Source organism: Rhodococcus sp. SGAir0479, from assembly GCF_005484805.1.
Taxonomy (GTDB): Bacteria; Actinomycetota; Actinomycetes; order Mycobacteriales; family Mycobacteriaceae; genus Prescottella.
The window spans coordinates 142250-157049 of sequence record NZ_CP039432.1 but is presented as its reverse complement, the minus strand read 5'-3'; the positions used below and the strand labels follow the sequence as shown (position 1 = coordinate 157049).

The 14800-nt window shown below is 68.6% G+C and carries 13 protein-coding genes and 1 pseudogene; 6 read left to right on the top strand and 8 right to left on the bottom strand.

Features of this window, described 5'->3' with window-relative positions; genetic code table 11:
- Window positions 1-3 precede the first annotated feature (3 nt).
- The 6 genes and pseudogenes from E7742_RS00695 to E7742_RS00670 form a co-directional block, all read right to left on the bottom strand.
- Window positions 4-447 (bottom strand): response regulator, encoded by a 444-nt coding sequence (locus tag E7742_RS00695; RefSeq protein ID WP_137797164.1) that lies wholly within the window; start codon window positions 445-447, stop codon window positions 4-6.
- Window positions 444-2057, bottom strand: a complete 1614-nt coding sequence (locus E7742_RS00690; RefSeq protein WP_137797163.1) for a sensor histidine kinase — start codon at window positions 2055-2057, stop codon at window positions 444-446. The genes E7742_RS00695 and E7742_RS00690 overlap by 4 nt, the downstream gene beginning before the upstream one ends.
- Window positions 2054-3244 (bottom strand): PP2C family protein-serine/threonine phosphatase, encoded by a 1191-nt coding sequence (locus E7742_RS00685; RefSeq protein WP_254699116.1) that lies wholly within the window; start codon window positions 3242-3244, stop codon window positions 2054-2056. Before E7742_RS00685 ends, E7742_RS00690 begins: the two co-directional genes overlap by 4 nt.
- A gap of 227 nt (window positions 3245-3471) precedes the next feature.
- The gene (locus E7742_RS00680) at window positions 3472-4083 is read right to left on the bottom strand and encodes a TetR/AcrR family transcriptional regulator (protein WP_137797162.1); all 612 of its coding nucleotides are present in this window, start codon (window positions 4081-4083) and stop codon (window positions 3472-3474) included.
- A 191-nt stretch (window positions 4084-4274) separates the two neighbouring features.
- Window positions 4275-4700, bottom strand: a complete 426-nt coding sequence (locus E7742_RS00675; RefSeq protein ID WP_137797161.1) for a VOC family protein — start codon at window positions 4698-4700, stop codon at window positions 4275-4277.
- A gap of 98 nt (window positions 4701-4798) precedes the next feature.
- Window positions 4799-5874 (bottom strand): annotated as a pseudogene (locus E7742_RS00670) (3-deoxy-7-phosphoheptulonate synthase).
- Window positions 5875-6189: 315 nt separating this feature from the next.
- Here E7742_RS00670 and E7742_RS00665 point away from each other — a divergent pair.
- The 3 genes from E7742_RS00665 (at window position 6190) to E7742_RS00655 (ending at window position 8662) form a co-directional block, all read left to right on the top strand.
- Window positions 6190-6846, top strand: a complete 657-nt coding sequence (locus tag E7742_RS00665; RefSeq protein WP_137797160.1) for a HEAT repeat domain-containing protein — start codon at window positions 6190-6192, stop codon at window positions 6844-6846.
- 16 nt (window positions 6847-6862) lie between these two features.
- Entirely contained in the window at window positions 6863-7906 is a 1044-nt protein-coding gene (locus tag E7742_RS00660) for a HEAT repeat domain-containing protein (RefSeq protein ID WP_137797159.1), read from the top strand.
- A 72-nt stretch (window positions 7907-7978) separates the two neighbouring features.
- Entirely contained in the window at window positions 7979-8662 is a 684-nt protein-coding gene (locus tag E7742_RS00655) for a nitroreductase (RefSeq protein WP_137797158.1), read from the top strand.
- Window positions 8663-8695: 33 nt separating this feature from the next.
- Here the strand turns inward: E7742_RS00655 and E7742_RS00650 are convergent, their stop codons facing one another.
- Together E7742_RS00650 and E7742_RS00645 are read right to left on the bottom strand one after the other, a co-directional pair.
- Complete coding sequence (locus E7742_RS00650; protein ID WP_137797157.1) at window positions 8696-9577, bottom strand: NAD(P)-dependent oxidoreductase; 882 nt, start codon at window positions 9575-9577, stop codon at window positions 8696-8698.
- 71 nt (window positions 9578-9648) lie between these two features.
- On the bottom strand, window positions 9649-11073 hold the full coding sequence (locus E7742_RS00645) for a short-chain fatty acyl-CoA regulator family protein (protein WP_137797156.1): 1425 nt from the start codon (window positions 11071-11073) through the stop codon (window positions 9649-9651).
- A gap of 180 nt (window positions 11074-11253) precedes the next feature.
- Between E7742_RS00645 and prpD the strand changes: the two genes are divergently transcribed.
- Genes prpD through E7742_RS00630 form a run of 3 tightly spaced genes read left to right on the top strand, consistent with a single transcriptional unit; the run spans window position 11254 to window position 14790 of the window.
- Window positions 11254-12756, top strand: coding sequence for a 2-methylcitrate dehydratase PrpD (gene prpD, locus E7742_RS00640; RefSeq protein WP_137797155.1), 1503 nt, complete (start codon window positions 11254-11256; stop codon window positions 12754-12756).
- 1 nt (window position 12757) lies between these two features.
- Window positions 12758-13672, top strand: coding sequence for a methylisocitrate lyase (gene prpB, locus E7742_RS00635; RefSeq protein WP_137797154.1), 915 nt, complete (start codon window positions 12758-12760; stop codon window positions 13670-13672).
- Window positions 13669-14790 carry a bifunctional 2-methylcitrate synthase/citrate synthase gene (locus E7742_RS00630; protein ID WP_137797153.1) on the top strand — a complete coding sequence of 374 codons (1122 nt, stop codon included), beginning with the start codon at window positions 13669-13671 and terminating at the stop codon, window positions 14788-14790. The genes prpB and E7742_RS00630 overlap by 4 nt, the downstream gene beginning before the upstream one ends.
- The last annotated feature ends 10 nt before the right edge of the window (window positions 14791-14800 follow it).

Below are 14800 nucleotides of genomic sequence, written 5' to 3'. Positions count from 1 at the left end.
CCGTCAGTGACGTCCGGGCAGTCGGACGACCTGCACCCAGAAGTCGTCGATCTGGCGAACGGCGGCGATGAACTGATCGAGGTCGACCGGCTTCGTGACGTACGCGTTCGCGTGCAGCCTGTAACTGCGGAGAATGTCCTCCTCGGCACCCGACGTCGTCAGTATGACGACCGGGATGTCCGCGAGGTCGGGGTCGGACTTGATCTTCTCGAGCACCTGGCGGCCGTCGTACTTCGGCAGGTTCAGGTCCAGCAGGATCAGGTCGGGCCGCACCGCATCGGCGTACTCGCCGCGCCGGTAGAGGAATTCGAGCGCCTGCTCGCCGTCCCGCACGACGTGCAGGTTGTTCCCGACCTTGTTGAACTCGAACGCTTCCCGCGTCATGAGTTCGTCGCCCGGATCGTCCTCGACGAGCAGGACGTCGATGGCTTTGCCGGAATGGGTCATGAGAGTGCTCCTTGTGTGGTGGCCGTGTGGTTGTCGGCTCCCGCGCGGACGTCACCGATCGGGGGCAGGGTGAAGCAGAAGCGGGCGCCGGTGGTGTAGGCCGTGTCCAGCCAGATCTGCCCGCCGTGATACTCGACGATCTTCTTGCACAGCGCCAGCCCGATGCCGGTTCCGGTGTACTCGTCGCGCGCGTGCAGCCGCTGGAAGATGACGAAGACCTTGTCCGCGAACTCCGCGGAGATTCCGATCCCGTTGTCCTGCACGCACACCTGCCACATTCCGTCCGGTCGACGCTCGACGTCGATCGAAACCTCCGGCACGGTGTCGGTCGGCCCGAACTTGATCGCGTTGCCGATCAGGTTCTGCCACAGCATCGTCAGCAGCGTCGGATCGCCCTCGATCTCGGGCAGACGGGCCGGCCGCTCGATGCGGACCCCCGTCTCGTCGATCGCCGCCTGCAGGTTGGTCAGCGCCTTGTCGAGTGGCTGCGCCAGCGCCACCCGGTCGAACTTGTCGCTCATCCGGCCGACCCGCGAGAACGTCAGCAGGTCGTTGATCAGGACCTGCATCCGCTTGGCGCCGTCGACCGCGAAGTCGATGTACTGCTTACCGCGCTCGTCGAGCACATCGCCGTACCGCTTCTCGAGCAGCTGGCAGAACGACGCGACCTTCCGCAGGGGCTCCTGCAGGTCGTGTGAGGTGACGTAGGCGAACTGCTCGAGTTCGGCGTTGGAGCGGCGCAGCTCGACGGCTTGCGCGTCCAGCTTGGCGGTCTGCTCCTCGAGGCGTTCCTGGCGGTCCCGCACGACCTCCAATTCGGAGACGATGCGCTTGCGCATCGCCTCGACATCCTCGGCGAGGCCGCGGACGTCGGCCGGGCCGTTTCCGGCGTCGACCCGGTGGCCGAAGTTGCCCTGCACCACCCGACGCGACGAATCCGCCACGCGCCGCAGCGGATTGATGATCGCCTTGCGGATCAGCACCGCGAACACGATGCTCGCGACGAGCAACACCCCGAACAGTCCCGCGAAGACGGCCGCACGGACGGCGCGGGCGTCGGCGAGGACGTCGAGCGCACGTTCCCTGGCGTCAGCGAGGTGATCGTTGAGTTCGCCGAGGTCGGCCCGCAGCTTGTCGAACGCCACCTTGCCGCGCTCGTAGACGATCGGATCGGGCGGTCCGCCCGTTCCCGGCGTGAACGCCAGGATCGGCTCGACGAAGGCGCTGCGCCACTCGGCGGCGTCCTGGCCGACCGTCATGAGGTCGTCGGCGAGCTCCGAACGGTCCATGATCAGACCGCCGAGGTCGTCCGTCGCCTGCTGCTCCACCCGCAGCCCCTCGGTGTACGGCGCCAGGAACGACTGGTCACCGGTGAGCGCGTACCCGCGCACCCCCGTCTCCTGATTGAGGAGCGAGGACTCCAGCTGAGCGGCGGCCACGCGGGCCGGGCTGAGTCGGTGGACGAGATCGTCGGTGGAGGTCTGCGTCCGCTGCAGGGAGACGGCGGCACTGACACCGCCGATACAGATCAGCACCACCAGCACGGCCAGGATCAGATTGAACCAGGCCTGCACCGTCAAGCCACGCGTTCGTCGCAGCTGCGAACTCATCGACGGGGACCTTCCTTCGTCGTCTGGACATGCACAACTGCAATGTCGTCGGTCAGTCCACCGAAATCGGCAGCAAGACTCTCGGCGTGGCCGATCAGCGAATCGACGAAGTCGTCGGCGGACACGGTACCGCGCGTACGGGCGTACTCGAGCAGGCGTTCCTCGCCCAACCGCTCCGTCGGACCGATGCGGCTCTCGAACAACCCGTCGGTGAAGAGCACCAGCGAGGTCCGGTCGTCCACCTCGAGCTCGTGCGCCGTCCAACTCCCCCGCCGGCGCCCCAACCCCAGTGCCGGGCCGCCCGGGACCTCGAGCCAGTGGACGTCGGCGCCGGAGCGCACCATCATGCCCGGGTGGCCCGCACGGATGACCCGCATCGTGGCGCGGTCCGGCGACAACACGACACTCGTCATGGTCGCGAAGATGTGCCGTCGGGGCCGTTCGGCAACCAGGATCTCCTCGAGTGTGCGCATCGCCGAATCGGTGGAGACACCCCCGACGACCAGGGTGCGCCACGCGATGCGCAGGTTCACGCCCAGCGCGGCCTCGTCCGGGCCGTGCCCACAGATGTCACCGATGAGGATGTGCACGGCGCCGTCGCGGCTCTCGACGACGTCGTAGAAGTCGCCGCCGATCAGGCCGTGCGCACGCCCCGGCCGATAGCGCGCCACCACCTCGACGGCGTCCCCGTGCAGCAACGGGACCGGTAGCAGTCCCCGCTCGAGGCGGGCGTTCTCCCGGGAACGCTGTTCGCTGGCCCACAGCGCCGTGGCATTGTTCTCGGCGCGCTTGCGCTCGATCGCGTAACGGACCGAGCGGGTGAGCAGGTCCGCATCGACCCGCCCCTTGACGAGGTAGTCCTGGGCGCCCGCCGCGACCGCGGCCAATCCGGTGCTGTCCTCCGCGAGTCCCGTCATCACGACCACCGGGGCTCCGTGCGCGGCGCGTTGCACGGCAGCCAGAGCATCGAGCCCGTTGGCGTCGGGTAGGTTCAGGTCCAGCAGAATGCAATCCGGCCTGTCGGTTTCCAAGGTCGCCCGCGCCTGCGCCAGGGACTTGGTCCACACGATGGCGAAATCCGACATCGAGTCGAGGGCCATCTCCTCGACGAGCATGGCATCGCCGGGGTCGTCTTCGATGAGCAGCACCGACACTGCGGAGTCGACGGCTGGAGTGATCGGGGTCACGATCTCGGAAGCGCCGGGTTCAGCCTCGCCGGTACCACTCGGAACAGATCCGAGAACACTCACGCCCGCTGACCCGATGACCGCATCGCCAGGACCACAGTCCAGCTCCTTCGCTTCGAGGCAAAAATTCGCCGACCAACACCCTAACGGACGCTTGGACTGCACCGCTGCGCCGGTGCCCCGCCCCGGCCGGTGTGTGAGGGTGCGCTCCGGGCACCTCGATTCGGCTAGGCGGCGGCTACCGGCGCGACGACGGCAAGGCTCGCGAGGAGCTTCGCGAACGGCGCCAGGGTCGCTTCCACCTCGTCGGTCCTCCGGTCCGCGAGCCAGCCCAGTACCAGCCCGTCGATCACGGTGGTGACCATCCGGCCGAGCACGGGAACGGGTACGGCCCATTCGATTCCCGCCGTCTCCGCGAGCCGGCTGAGGAACCTGCCGGTGGCGTCGTAGTACTCGCGGTACTGCCATTCGGCGATGTCGCTGCGGTGCGGCGCGCGCAGCGCTCCCACCGTCAGTTCGAAGAACACCAATTGCTTCTCGGGTTGGACTCGGACGGTCTCCCACAGACTGTTCAGTCCTCCGAGCAGCGACTGCTCGACGTCGGCACCCGGGGTGAGACTCTCGACAGCCACATCGACCATCCCCGCCACCACCTCTCGGGTGAGCTCGCGCAGCAACTCCTCCTTGGACGCGAAGCAGTAGTGGAACACGCTCTGCTGCACTCCCGCCTCCGCGCAGATGGCGCGGGTGCTCGCGGCGGCGAGTCCCTCGTCCGCGGTCACGCGAAGGGCAGCGTCGAGGAGATCCCGTCGCCGTCGATCAGCCGAGATGTATGCCATCCGCAACCTTCCCCAACACTTCTCGAACCCCTGGAAAGCGTTGTCGGCAGCGTAGTGTCCCGGTCCTTCCGGCAGAAGGTTTTGCGCACGGTGAATCGTGCGCGCGTCACCTTCACCCCGTTTTCCGAGTCGGTCGGTCGACGGAGTTCGACGCAGGAAGGCGACGCGGGACGGAGGGCGGAGCGGGCGGCTCAGCCGACGCAGAACTCGTTGCCCTCGGGGTCCGCCATGGTGATCCACACGCTGGGCCCGACCTGCCCGCGGTGCAGCACCGACGCACCGGCCGCGACGAGTTCCTCTGCCACTTCCTCGCGCCGATCGCCCACCCGGATGTCGAGATGCATGCGGTTCTTCACCGACTTTCCTTCGGGCACCCGCTGGAACAGCATCCGGGGCCGCTGCGGATGCTCGGGGTCACTGATCGCGGCACCTTCCCGCCACACCAGCGTGCCCTCGAACACCGTGGTGTCCGACTCCTGCGCGTGACCTGCCGCGACCATGCGGCGGATGAACTCCTCGTCACTCGGCTCCACACGCCAACCCAGTGCCTGCGCCCACCACTGGGCCTGCCGGTGAGGATCCTTCGAATCGACGGTGACCTGCACTTCGTATCCCATGCGCCGACGCTAGCGCCGGGCACCGACAGGCGCTCCGCGCCCGTGCGTGCTTGTCGGTAGTCGCAGCTACCGGAAGTGCGCACGGGCGCCGTAGGCAGCTACTTCCGGCGCGTGGCGACGGCGGAGGCGAGCCGGTCGAGCGTCGCCGCGGTGGTGTTCCAGTCGATGCACGCATCGGTGATGGACTGGCCGTAGGTGAGCTCGTCGGCGTGACCCAGCGTCAGGTCCTGACGGCCGGCCTCGATGAAGCTCTCGAGCATGATGCCGACGATGCTCCGGTCACCGGCCGCGATGCGCTCGGCGACGTCGGCCGCGACGTCGACCTGCTTGTTGTGGTCCTTGCGGCTGTTGCCGTGGCTGGCGTCGATCACCACCCGCTCGGGCAGACCGGACTTGCGCAGCCGCGCCACGGTGTCGGCGACGGTCTCGGCGTCGTAGTTCGGTCCGTCGGTGCCGCCGCGGAGGATGACGTGGCAGTCCGGGTTGCCCACCGTGTGGATGAGCGCGGCCTGGCCCTCGAGGTCGGTGCCGGGGAAGACGTGGCTGGCGGCCGCGGCGCGGGTGCCGTCGACGGCCACCTGCACGTCGCCCTCCGTGGAGTTCTTGATGCCCACCGGCATCGACAGCGCGCTGCACAGCTGGCGGTGCACCTGGCTGGCCGCGGTCCGCGCGCCGATCGCGCCGTAGGTGACCAGGTCGGCAATGTACTGCGGGATGATCGGGTCGAGGAACTCGCAGCCCACCGGCAGGCCCAGCTGCGAAATGTCGAGCAGCAGTTTGCGACCCATCCGCAGCCCGGTGTTGATGTCGAACGTTCCGTCCAGGTGCGGATCGTTGAGCAGACCCTTCCAGCCCAGCGTGGTGCGCGGCTTCTCGAAGTAGACACGCATGACGATCTGCAGGTCGTCGCGCAGTTCGTCCGCCTTGGCGGCGAGCCGGCGCGCGTAGTCCATCGCGGCCTCGGGATCGTGCACCGAGCACGGCCCCACCACGACCACCAGACGGTCGTCCTCGCCGTTCAAGATGTTCACGGTGTCCGCGCGCCCGGACCGCACGGTGGCGGCGACCACCTCGTCGGGCGTGTGCTCGGCGCGCACGACGGACGGCGCCACCAGGGGCTGATACTGACGGTGCGCTGATCGTCCAGGCGTTGATCGTTCGCGATAACAGTCATGGGGTTCGGTTTCCTGTTCTCAGGCCGACCCTCGAAGACTGAAGAATCCCAGCGAGCCGGTCTGTCATCCGGCTCTGGGGTGGAAGATTGTCAGCGCGTGGTTACGCCGACCGACCCACCCGGGGCCGGCCTGCTAAACCAGAAATAGGTCGCTGACACGCCGTTCACAGTAGCCGCCGGTGTCCGCTCGCGCACCACCCCCTCCGGGAACGAGACGACGATCACACTTGCGCCCCTCCGTAGCTCCTTCGGGGAACCGGCGCTTGACCCTGACACAGTGACAAGGAGTCGAATGGTCGGCGAAGGAGGTGTGTCATGGAATCCACCCATCCGATCGCGCCCGATGCCCGCCTCGCGGACGCACTGGCCGCACCCGACCCGTCGACCCGTCTGCGCGCTGCACTGGAGGCCGGTACCGCCCGCGCCGTCGACCTCACGGAGACCCTCGTCGCGCGGTGTGCCGACGAGCCGGACTTCTACGTCCGCGACATGCTGACGTGGGCACTGTGCCGACTGCCCGCCGACGTGACCGTGCCCAGGCTCGTGCACGAACTCCGCACCGACGTCGCGCAGGCCCGCAGCCAGGCACTGCACACGCTGTCCAAGATCGGCGACGGGCGGGCGTGGCCGGCGGTGTCGGCGCTGCTGCACGACACGGACGACGACGTCGCCCGCGCCGCGTGGCGGGCCGCCGTCGCGCTGGTGCCGCCGGGCGAGGAAGCGGCTCTGGCAGTGGATCTGGCGGCCGAGTTCGGGCGCGGGGATCGGCACGTGCAACTGAGCCTGAGCCGCGCGCTGGTGGGGCTCGGTGAAGCCCTCCTCCCCGTCGTCGAGGCGGCGCGGACGCATCACGACGCCACCGTGCGCGCGCACGCGGACGCCACCGAGCGGCTCCACCTCGATCCCGACAGCGGGTTCACGCTCTCGGTCGAGATGGCGACCCGCACCGCGGTCGCCGGCCCGGACACCTGAGAGGAGAAGCGCCGCCGTGTTGATCGGAGAGGTGTCGCAGCGTTCCGGCGTCAGCGCCCGGATGCTGCGGCACTACGACAAGTTGGGACTGGTGCGGCCCACCGGTCGCACGTCCGGCGGCTACCGCGAGTACGTCGACGACGACATCCGCAGGCTCTTCCACGTCGAGAGCCTGCGGACGCTCGGGTTGTCGCTCGACGAGACGCGGCGGGCGCTCGACGATCCCGACTTCGCGCCGGCCGAGCTGGTCGGGAACCTGGCCCGGCACACCCGCGCGCGGATCGCCTCGGAACAGGAACTGCTCACACGGCTCGAACACGTCGATGCGACGGCCCCGACGCGGTGGGACGACGTCCTGCGCATCGTGCACCTGTTGCGTGCGCTCGAATCCGGCTCCGGATCCCTTCGCCAACAAGCACTTCTGTCCCAGGACCCGAGCACGTCCCTACCGGTCGACGCCCTCGTCGAAGCCGTGCTGGCGGAGGACGACCCCAACGTCGCCGGCGCATTGCACTGGTCGCTCGCCAGAGCCGGTGGGCGGGGGTTGCCGGCGCTCGCGGCGGCCATGGAGTCGGACGCCGCCGAGGTGCGACGACGCGCGGTGGAAGCGACAACGGCGGTACGGACGGCGGACGCGACGGCGCTGCTGAGGCGCGCTCTCACCGACGACGACCCGACGGTGCGCACGCGCGCCGCACTCGCCCTGGGCGATCGCGGGGACACCGGGGCCGTGCCCACCCTCGTCGAACTCGTCGTCGCGGGACACCGCGACGTCGAGGCGGCCGAACTCCTCGGCGCGCTGAGCGAGACCGCATCCTCGACGTGCGACGTCGTCGGTGCTCTGCAGGACGCGCTCGCCGCCGCGCACGACGCCCCCACCCGGCTGCGGCTCACCCAGGCACTCGCCGAGATTCCCGGCGCCGCGGCCCGAGAAGTGTTGACCCGGTTGACCGCCGACGACGACCGGACCGTCGCGGGCACCGCCTCCGCGATCCTCGGCAGGACGAACCCCGGTCGCCGCTCGCGGTCGCGCGTCCGCGAAGACGCCGACCCCTGGTGAAACTGAAATCAATTCTATAACGTGTGACGCGCGACACCCATCGCCTCGTCCGTTCCCGTCAGGAGTGCCATCGTGACCGAATCGCCCGTGCCGAGCGGAGAACTGCGGTCCCTGCTCGACTCCCGCAGCAGCTGCCGCGCCTTCCGGCCGGACCCGGTTCCGCGGTCGACCATCGAGCAGATCCTCGAGATGGCTCAGCGGACGCCGTCCTGGTGCAACACGCAGCCGTGGCAGGTGGCGATCACCGAGGGCGAGGGCACCGAACGTTTCCGCAAGGGATTGAGCGAGTACGTCCGCAGTTCCCCGCAGGAACCCGACTTCCCGTTCCCCACCGAGTACCGAGGTGCATACGGCGCGCGGCGCAAGGAATGCGCGATGCAGCTGTACGCGAGCGTGGGCATCGCGGCGGGCGACCGCCGCGCCTCGGCCGAACAGACGATGAAGAACTTCGACCTGTTCGACGCCCCGCACGTCGCGATCATCACCACCGACGCGGCCCTGGGCGTGTACGGCGCCGTGGACTGTGGCCTCTACGTCAACACCTTCCTGCTGGCCGCCCGCAGTCTGGGCGTGGCCACCGTCCCGCAGGCCGCGTTGGCCGGCAGTGCCCCCTACCTCCGCAGCTTCTTCGACCTCACCGAGGATCGGAAGGTGGTGTGCTCCATCTCGTTCGGCTATGCGGACGAGTCCCATCCCGCGAACGGCTTCCGCACCACCCGCGCCGACGTCGGCACCGTCGCGTCGTGGGTCTCCTGACCGCGCCGACCCGACAGCCGGCGGTCCGCGGCCTCACTCCCCCACCAGCCCGGCCCGCCGCCGGGTGGCCTCGGTAATCGCGGACCAGTCCTGGTCGGCCTGCCCGTGCGCGAGCGCGTCGAGGAACAGATCCTCGAGGACACTCCCGAACGGCAGGCCGATGTCGACGTCGTGCGCCTGCGACAGGGCGAGCCGGACATCCTTGAGGCCCAGCGGAAGCCGGAACCCTGCCGGCTCGTACCGGCGCCGGGCGATCATCTTGCCGTATCCCGCGTAGACGCCACCCGGAAACAGCGAGTCGTTCATGATCTCCATCAGCAGCTCGGGCGACCCGCCCACCTTCTCGGCCACGGTCGTGGCCTCGGCGATCGCCTGGATGGCGTTGGCGATCAAATAGTTCCCCAAGATCTTGACGACGTTCGCCTGCCTGGGATCCTCACCGACCCGCCACGTCCGCCGCCCGATGACGTCGAGCAACGGCGCCACCTGGTCGATCGCGCCCTCGGTCCCGGCGGCGAGGACCGTGAGCTCGCCCGCCTCGGCGACCTCCGCCCGGCCGAACACCGGGGCGGCAACGTAGAAGATTCCCCGCTCGCCCAGCTTCGCTTCCGCCTCGGTGGACATCGCCGGGCTCACCGTGCCCAGATTCACCTGGACGGAACCGGGTTTCGCGGCCTGCAGCGACGGCGGCGTCAGTACCGAATCCGCGAAGGCCCGGTCGTCGGCCAACGCGCTGAACACGACGGCTCTGTGCAGCACGTCGGAGAGATCGGACGCCTCGGACGCGCCGTAGTCCACGACACTCGCGGCCTTGCCGGGCGTGCGATTCCACACCGTCACGTCGTATCCGGCGCGGGCCAGGTTGCGCGCCATCGGGCGACCCATCGTGCCCATACCCAGGAATCCGATGTCCACAGCGACCTCCGGCAGTCACACGGTCGGTTCCCACTGTAACGCCGACGGCTCCGGTGCGGCCGGGCTCCCGGTCAGGACGCCGGCGGGTACGGCAAACGGCTGCTGAAGTCGACGTCCACCCGGATCGGGCGACCGATCTGAGGAAATGCCCGCTGTACGCAGTCCGTGCGCTCGCAGATCTTGCAGCCGGCACCGATCGGCACCGGTGACACCTGTTCGTCCAGCCGCAGACCACGCGAGTAGACCAGTCGGTCGGCGTGGGTGATGTCGCAACCGAGACCGACCGCGAAACTGCGGTCGGGGGTGCCGTACGGGCGGGCACCGTCGTCCGTCGTCCGGGCGATCCACAGGTACGTGCGTCCGTCCGGCATCTGGGCCACCTGCGTGAGGATGCGACCCGGCGTTCCGAACGCGTCGTGCACCACCCACAGTGGGCAGCTGCCACCGACCCGCGAGAAGTGGAAGGCCGTGGCGGACTGCCGTTTCGAGATGTTTCCGGCCCTGTCGGTCCGGACGAAGAAGAACGGCACCCCGCGGCGCGTCGGCCGCTGCATCGTCGACAGCCGGTGGCAGACGGTCTCGAAGCCGACCTCGAACTGCAGGGCGAGCATCTCGATGTCGTAGTGCAGGTGCTCCGCGGCGTCCAGAAACTGGCTGTACGGCAACAACAACGCACCGGCGAAGTAGTTCGCCAGTCCGATCTTCGCGAGCTCGCGGGCATTTCGACCGAGCGCCGCCGCCGCGTCCACCTGTCGGTCGATCACCGTCGACTGGGTGAGAAATGCCAGCTGCGTTGCGATCTGGAACGCACGCTGCCCCGGCGACAGGTGCCGCGCCAGCGTGAGAATGCGGTTGGCCGTGTCGAACACACGTTTCGGTCCGGGACGGTCCGGCGGATCCGTGCGCAGACGGACGATGACGTCGTATTCGGACTCGAGCAGAGTTGTCAGCTGCGTGTCCAGCGAGCCGATCCGCAGACCGCTCCGGACGAACAATCGCTCGGCCGCGTCGTCGAGTTCCGCGATGTGATTGTGCCGGTCGTAGAAGAAGTCTCGGACTTCCTCGAACGGCATCGGGGTAGCCCCCGGGGCCCCGGCCCCCGAGGTGGTGTCGAGATGCGCACTCAGCTGCTCCACCTGCTCGGTCGCGGCCTGCAACCTGCGGTGCACGCCGACGAGCGCGTGGCCGATCTCGGGCATGCGTGCGACGAACTCCTCGATGGTCGAGGCCGGCGGGGTCGGCGTCCCGAGCGTCGTCAACACGTCCTGCAGATCGGCAGCCAGTCGCGCATCGGAATCGGCGGCGAAGAAGTGGACGTCCAGGTCGAACGTGGCGTTGAGCTTGAGAAGCACCGGAACGGTCAGCGGTCGCTGATCGTTCTCGAGCTGGTTGACGTAGCTCGCCGACAGATCGAGGATGCGGGCGAGGGCGAGCTGGGTGAGTCCCCGTTCCTCGCGGAGCCTCCGCAGCCGCGGGCCGCCGTAGATCTTCTGCATCTCGCGCCTTCCGTGCTTCGCGCCGTCGTTCCCACCCAACCATGCCGACTACCCTTCGCACCATTCGCAAAAGAAGCGCACACACGCCACGAAAGTACGCATATTCAGGCGCTTTCCTCGGGCTGCGAGCGTGCATACGCTGCAATCACCGGTCCCGCAGCTACACCGAAGGACACAGATGTGAAGACTCACCCCGTTCGCCCCCGCCGCTCGGCCGACGAGTTTCCCCGGAGCGAGCACCTCGCCTGGAAGATCGCCGAGGTCGCGACCGATCCGGTCGAGGTTCCCGCCGACACCTCGGAGATGATCGTCAACCGGATCATCGACAACGCGGCCGTCGCGGCGGCGTCGGTGGCCCGCCGTCCGGTGACCAACGCCCGCGCCCAGGCTCTGGCGCACCCGTACCACCCCGGATCGACGGTCTTCGGCGTCGAGGGCAGCTTCTCGCCCGAGTGGGCGGCGTGGGCCAACGGTGTCGCGGTGCGCGAGCTCGATTTCCACGACACGTTCCTGGCCGCGGAGTACTCACATCCGGGCGACAACATCCCGCCGATCCTCGCGGTCGCCCAGCACACCGGGCGCGGCGGCGCCGATCTGATCCGCGGTCTGGCCACCGGCTACGAGATCCAGGTGGACCTCGTTCGCGCAATCTGCCTGCACGAGCACAAGATCGACCACGTCGCGCACCTCGGTCCATCGGCCGCCGCCGGTATCGGTACCCTCCTCGGCCTCGACACCGAGACCGTCTACCAGGCGATCGGGCAGGCGCTGCACACCACCACCGCGACCCGCCAGTCCCGCAAGGGCCGGATCTCGAGCTGGAAGGCGTACGCGCCGGCGTTCGCCGGGAAGATGGCCGTCGAGGCCGTCGACCGGGCGATGCGGGGCGAGGGGGCGCCGTCGCCGATCTGGGAGGGCGAGGACGGGGTCATCGCCCGGCTGCTCGGCGGACCCGACGCCGAGTACGCAGTGCCGCTGCCGAGTCCGGGAGAGGCCAAGCGCGCGATCCTCGACACCTACACCAAGGAGCACTCGGCCGAGTACCAGAGCCAGGCCCCGATCGACCTGGCCCGCCGCATGCGTGACCGGATCGGCAACGTGGATCAGATCGCGTCGATCGTGCTGCACACCAGCCACCACACGCACGTCGTGATCGGCACCGGCTCGAACGATCCGCAGAAGTTCGATCCGTTCGCCAGCCGCGAGACCCTCGACCACTCGGTGATGTACATCTTCGCGGTCGCGCTGCAGGACGGCACCTGGCACCACGAACGCTCCTACGCCCCCGAGCGCGCGCAGCGCCCCGACACGGTGGAGCTGTGGAAGAAGATCTCCACCGCCGAGGATCCGGAGTGGACCCGCCGCTACCACTCGATCGACCCGGACGAGAAGGCCTTCGGCGCCCGCGCCGAGGTCACCCTCGAGAACGGCGACGTGATCGTCGACGAGCTCGCGATCGCCGACGCGCACCCGCTGGGCGCCCGGCCGTTCGCGCGGGACCAGTACATCGCGAAGTTCCGCACCCTCGCCGAGGGCGTCGTCGAACCCGCCGAGCAGGAGCGGTTCCTCGACACCGCGCAGCGCACCCCGAAGTTGAAAGCGGGCGAGCTGAACCAGCTCACGTTCACCGTCTCGGACGCCGTTCTCGCCCGATCGCCCAAGTCACCGAAGGGACTGTTCTGACATGCCCGGCCTCATCGCCGCCACCACCTCCGCAGCCGACAAGCGCGCGGCCTTCCGCGCCGGATTGTCCTCCGGGACGATCCAGCGTCTGCCCGGCGCGATCAATCCGTTGACAGCCAAACTGATTCAAGAGATCGGCTTCGAGGGCGTCTACGTCTCCGGTGGCGCGTTCGCCGCCGCGCTCGGGCTGCCCGACATCGGACTGACCACGCTCACCGAGGTCGTCGCACACAGCGGGCAGATCGCCGGCGTCACCGACCTGCCGGTGCTCATCGACGCCGACACCGGCTTCGGTGAACCGATGTCGGCGGCCCGCACCGTCCTCGCCGCCGAGGACGCCGGCGTCGCCGGCCTGCACCTCGAGGATCAGGTCAACCCCAAGCGGTGCGGCCACCTCGACGGCAAGGCCGTCGTACCCACCGACGAGATGGTTCGTCGTCTCCGGGCCGCCGTTTCCGCGCGGCGAGATCCGAACTTCGTGATCTGCGCCCGCACCGATGCGGCCGGGACAGACGGAATCGACGCCGCGATCGAGCGAGCGACGGCCTACGCGGACGCCGGCGCCGACCTGATCTTCACCGAGGCGCTGCACACCGAGGGCGACTTCGAGAAGTTCCGTGCCGCCGTGGACGTCCCGCTGCTGGCGAACATGACCGAGTTCGGCAAATCGAAGCTCATTCCCGCGCAGACGCTCGAGGACATCGGCTACAACGCGGTGATCTACCCCGTGACCACCCTGCGGTTGGCGATGGGTGCCATCGAACGGGGCCTGCGCGAGATCCACGCCACCGGCACCCAGGAGAGTCAGCTCGATCGGATGCAGACCCGCTCCCGGCTGTACGAACTGCTCGAGTACGAGCGCTACAACGAGTTCGATTCCGGAGTCTTCAACTTCACACTCGGAGGGAACCGATGACGAATGCAGTCCCGACGATCTACAAGGGGCTCGCCGGTGTCGTCGTCGACACCACCGCGATCTCGAAGGTCGTCCCCGAGACCAACTCGCTGACCTACCGCGGCTACGCCGTCCAGGACCTCGCCGAGCACTGCAGCTTCGAGCAGGTCGCCTACCTTCTGTGGAACGGCGAGTTGCCGGGCGACGCTCAGCTCGAGCTGTTCTGCCAACGCGAGCGGGCCGGCAGGCGTGTCGACCGGTCGCTGCTGTCACTGGTGGCGAAGATGCCGGAGAACTGCCACCCGATGGACGTGATGCGCACCGCGATCAGCTACCTCGGCGCCGAAGACCCCGAGGAGTGGAACAACAGTCCTGAGGCCAACCGCGACAAGGCACTCCGCATGATGGCGGTGCTGCCGACGATCGTGGCGGCCGACTACCGCCGCCGCCACGGACTCGACCCGATCGCCCCGCACAGCCACCTGGGCTTCGCCGAGAACTTCCTCCACATGTGCTTCGGCGAGATCCCCGACCCGGTGATCGTGAAGGCGTTCGAGGTGTCGCTGGTCCTGTACGCCGAGCACAGCTTCAACGCCTCCACTTTCGCCGCCCGCGTGGTGACCTCCACGCTGTCGGACATCTACAGCGCCGTCACAGCGGCAATCGGCACCCTCAAGGGTCCGCTGCACGGCGGCGCCAACGAAGCCGTCATGCGGGACATGATCGAGATCGGTGAACCCGAACGCGCCGAGGCTTGGATGTGCGGCAAGCTGGACCGCAAGGAGAAGGTGATGGGCTTCGGGCACCGCGTCTACAAGAACGGCGACTCGCGCGTTCCGACGATGCGCCGCGCGTTCTTCGACGTCGCCGCGAAGACCGGCGGCGACAAGTGGGTCCGGATGTACGAGATCCTCGAGCGCACCGTGAACGAGGCCACCGGACTCGCACCCAACCTCGACTTCCCTACGGGACCTGCGTATTTCCTGATGGGCTTCGACATCGAGGCCTTCACCCCGATCTTCGTGACAAGCCGTATCACCGGCTGGACCGCACACATCATCGAGCAGGGCGAGTCCAACGCGCTGATCCGTCCACTGAGTGAATACACCGGCGTCCCGCAGCGCACGGTGGTGGCCTGACCCCGCGCAG